Genomic DNA, 3892 nt, shown 5'->3' on the forward strand with positions numbered 1-3892 from the left:
AACACAGCCCTCAACCATTTCGCAAACAGCTATCAAATCAAGGCAACCGCAGGGGTAAGGGTAAGATGGTGAGGGAAGTGGACTTGCCTCGCAACACTGGAGAGGCGTATTGCCAGGGTGGACGCAGATACTGCCGCCGAAAGTCTCGAATGGCTGAAGGAGCAGTCTTTTGACTGTATCTTCACGACCGTTCATTGCCGGATGCGTTGGGCCTCACCTTGCTCGAAACACTGAGCGGTGACGGCGAGCAAACTTGCCTGTTTATCAGCATCTATACGGGCCGAGCTGGGAAACATGCCACAATCCAAGGATCGTCGGTAGGGTGGAACTTACCGATCATAGGATTGCACGCCCAGCTTGTAAAAACCTAACCGAATTGCATAAGGCAAAGATATTCTCGGGTAAATTTAGTTATACTGCCGCGAATCAACCAAAAGGATGCGCGCATGAGCATACTTGACTGGAATGGAACGATCAGCCTGGCTGATGCAATTGCGAACGCACGGGTGCAAGGAAAGGAGCTCTATATCCAGCCAGGCTCCTACGATCTCGGCTTTACGGCGATTTCAGCAGGAGGAGCGCCGGGAACGCGTGCCCTGCGCATATACGCCACGCCGCGTACGGTGACGTTGAACTTCACGACGGACGATCTGTTTTTCTGGATCGAACAGGTTTCCGATATCGAAATTGAAGGAATCGACTTCGACGGCAAGAACCGTGCGCTTTCGGCATTTGCACGGCCGGGCCTTGTTACGGCGGTTGGGGCCTCGAATCTCGTCTTTCGCAATTGCCAGTTCTTCAATTCTACTCAGGTTGGCTTGCGCTTGCAGAACTGCGGCACAAGACGCGGTTCGAGCTTTACGATGGACGGCAATGAACTCGCAAGACCTAGCGCCCTGGTGGAAAACTGTGCTTTCGAGAAATGCGATGATGCGGCGATCTATACCTATGGCAGCCCGGCGCTCCGTGTCAGCAGTTCGACATTCACCAATCTGAGCAACAACGGTATTCAAATCGAGGAAGATACGCCGATCTACAACGGTACAATCATTTCCGGAAACAGCTTCTCCGATGTTCGTGCAGAGAACGGGGGCAGCGGCCCTTATGGCAACGCGGTCTCGCTTTTTCGCGTCAATGACTGCCTGGTCGAAGGGAACACGATCCACTTTGCGGCCTTCTCGGCAGTCCGGGCCAATGTCTGTGCCGGAACGGTCATTCAGGGCAACAATTGCTATGGCATTGGTGAGGTTGCCCTCTATGTGGAAGAAACACCCGCGACGACCGGCAACAACATCGCAGTCGGCAACATTGTAGCCAATAACTTCATCGACTGGTGTGGCCAGGGTATTTCCGTTGCAAACTTCATGTCCGGCGCGCGCAATGCGACAGTGACCGGAAATGTCATCCGGAATTGCCGTACCCTGTCGCCCTCGCGCGGTCTTCTTGACATTCGTGGTATCGGTATCAGCGCCGAGGCGGATGCGGTCGTTTCCGGAAATACCATCGAATGCGCGCAGCGGTTCGGCATCATCGCCGGCGCTGGCACCTATTCGCGCAACCTCGTCATCACCGATAATGTGATCCGGTCAACGCCGGTGGGTATCGTGGCTTCGGAACAGACCAGCGCCAGCACGCCAGCGGGCAACCAGGCCGGCCATACGCTCATTTCCAACAACATGATTCAGGTTACGTCATCCGACGTCAACGATGGCATTGTGACCTCCAACTACGGCGGAACGGATACGACCTTTGCAATCGTCAGCAGGATGAACCTGATAACGAGCGCAGCCTACCCACGCCTCACTCTGCCGGCGACGAACGTTCTGCACAACATGGCAACCCCGTCCATGGGAACGGATGCCTGTCGGACGACGCCCCCGTTCGGTTAAGGAGAACAGATGCTGCTGGTGCACTCCCTGCGCCAGCAGCTCTTGCGATACGGCTATTGTTCACATTTTCTCAAATCATGAATTGTAGAGTCGAGAGGTCATCCTCGCTCGGAGCTTGCATGATGCAGAATCAAAAGCGGCTGCTCAATCTGGATATCTTGCGGATGGTGTCCGCCCTACTCGTCCTCACCTATCATTATGGCTTCCGGATGGAGGTTTCGGGTGAAGGTGGCGGAATTGGCTTTCCAGAATTCGCCCCCGCTGCGATGTGGCTCGATTCCGGTCTGCTGATCTTCTTTGCTATTTCCGGCTACGTCATCGCCCTATCGAGCGAAGGCCGAAGCGCTTTTGATTTTGCTGTTGGTCGTGCGGCTCGGCTGTGGCCGACCTTCATGCTCTGCGCCACCGCGACAGCGATCGTGCTCTATAACTGGCCGATTCCCGGCCTTCCGACGCCGACCGTCAAGCAGTGGTTCGCCCATCTTGTTATCAATGCCCGGGCTCTCGGTCAGCCATTCCTCGATGGTGCTTACTGGACCATAGCCTATGAGGTGATGTTTTACGGATGGGTCTTTGTTTTCATTGCGCTCGGCTGGTTCAAGAAGCACTGGCAGGCCATCGTGATTTCCTGGCTGGTTCTCTCCATAGCGAACGAGCTGCGCATTGACAGTGAAGTGCTCCGAAAACTCGTCATTACCGAGTATTCAGGGTATTTTGTTTTTGGAATAACTCTCTATAAGCTCCGGCAGAGGCAGACGCCCGGCGCGTTCGTCATCCTTGCCGCGTCGATTCTATGGGCTACCGCCACCCCGTTTATCATTGAGCCGAAGTTCTTTGAACTGTATGACATTCACAGAAACACCGCTGGCCTTGCTTTAGTTGGGCCGATAGCTGTTTCCTGCGTTGCCCTTTGCGTAATGCTGCCGGCGCTTCCCATTCGTCCGGCTATCGCGACCGGCATCGGTGGGCTGACTTATCCGCTTTATCTTCTGCACCAGCACATCGGCTATGCGATTTTTGCCCGTTTCGGTGCGGATCATAGCCGATGGTTGGTCGGGGCGATCCTTGTCGCGATCCTGTTTTTTGCATCATGGCTGATCGCGGTGTTCTTTGAGCCGCCCGCCCGACGCCTTATCGGTAGTTTCGCCCGCAGCGTCGCTACAGCAATATCGATCCGTCGCGCAAAGTCTCAGCCACAAATGCCCTGATCCGTCTCTTTGTTAGGGCGTTGCCGAGTTGACGAAGATGGTCGTGCAGCGCTGGTGCCGTTGGATGATCAGGAAAGCCTGGCTACCGGATTAAAACCCAATGATGCACAGAGCATACGAACTGGAACATTGGGTGTTGAAGTAAAATCGAGGCGACCTTTATCGTTGATTATGATGCGTATGTCTTCAGTTCCAGCGTACAATAATATTCAAAATGATTAGGGTGTGCCCTACCTAAACGCCCAAACATCTTCACAATACATGCCAACATCATAGCCTGCGGCTTTCATCTTTACGATAACGTTACCGACGTCAGTGGGCGATAAAGCGCCGACTTCGACTTTGATCAAGCCGGGACGATAGCGTTGCAAGTCAAGCTGGTCGAAGACAATCCAGTCTGCGCCCTCGCAGTCGACCAGGAATGCATCGATATATTCAACGTTATTGCGATCCAACACAGCTTGTAGAGTATCGGAAGCAACTACAATTTCCTTCAGGTGTGGTGCAAATTTATGGAAATTGGGGTCATCCGGTCCCCATACATTCTTGCCAGACATCAGATTCGTATCTGTGACTGAGGAACAACCTATGAATTCAAGGGGCAAGGCACCTTCTTCCAAGGCTTTTGCATCGAAAGTCTTAATGGTGATTGAGCCCTGTTCCCGAGTGATGGCAATCGGTTCGATCTTGAACCGCTCTATATCCGGATAGTTTTTGCGTAAGCGGGTAGACTATCCCACGTATCTTTCGTCGGTGAGATGGGCGATTTTCTGCATGAATCATGCGGAGAATCCT

At 53.5% G+C, this 3892-nt stretch carries 3 protein-coding genes; 2 read left to right on the plus strand and 1 reads right to left on the minus strand.

The annotated features are described in order from the left end of the window. Positions 1-446: 446 nt before the first annotated feature. Both JNC70_RS22575 and JNC70_RS22580 read left to right on the plus strand, forming a co-directional pair. Positions 447-1889: a TIGR03808 family TAT-translocated repetitive protein gene (locus JNC70_RS22575; RefSeq protein ID WP_104757538.1), complete on the plus strand. Its 1443-nt coding sequence runs from the start codon at positions 447-449 to the stop codon at positions 1887-1889. A gap of 119 nt (positions 1890-2008) precedes the next feature. After that, complete coding sequence (locus JNC70_RS22580) at positions 2009-3097, plus strand: acyltransferase family protein (RefSeq protein ID WP_104757539.1); 1089 nt, start codon at positions 2009-2011, stop codon at positions 3095-3097. 230 nt (positions 3098-3327) lie between these two features. Here the strand turns inward: JNC70_RS22580 and JNC70_RS22585 are convergent, their stop codons facing one another. Continuing rightward, positions 3328-3654: an FkbM family methyltransferase gene (locus tag JNC70_RS22585; protein WP_374789036.1), complete on the minus strand. Its 327-nt coding sequence runs from the start codon at positions 3652-3654 to the stop codon at positions 3328-3330. Between the last annotated feature and the right edge of the window lie 238 nt (positions 3655-3892).

Origin of the sequence: Brucella oryzae (assembly GCF_041929965.1) — a bacterium.
Classification (GTDB): Bacteria; Pseudomonadota; Alphaproteobacteria; order Rhizobiales; family Rhizobiaceae; genus Brucella; species Brucella oryzae.

What these genes read in the sequence shown, in the direction of transcription:
- JNC70_RS22575 (WP_104757538.1), top strand. Translation starts at nt 447, where the DNA reads ATGAGCATACTTGACTGGAATGGAACGATCAGCCTGGCTGATGCAATT.
- JNC70_RS22580 (WP_104757539.1), top strand. Translation starts at nt 2,009, where the DNA reads ATGATGCAGAATCAAAAGCGGCTGCTCAATCTGGATATCTTGCGGATG.
- JNC70_RS22585 (WP_374789036.1), bottom strand. Translation starts at nt 3,654, where the DNA reads ATGTCTGGCAAGAATGTATGGGGACCGGATGACCCCAATTTCCATAAA.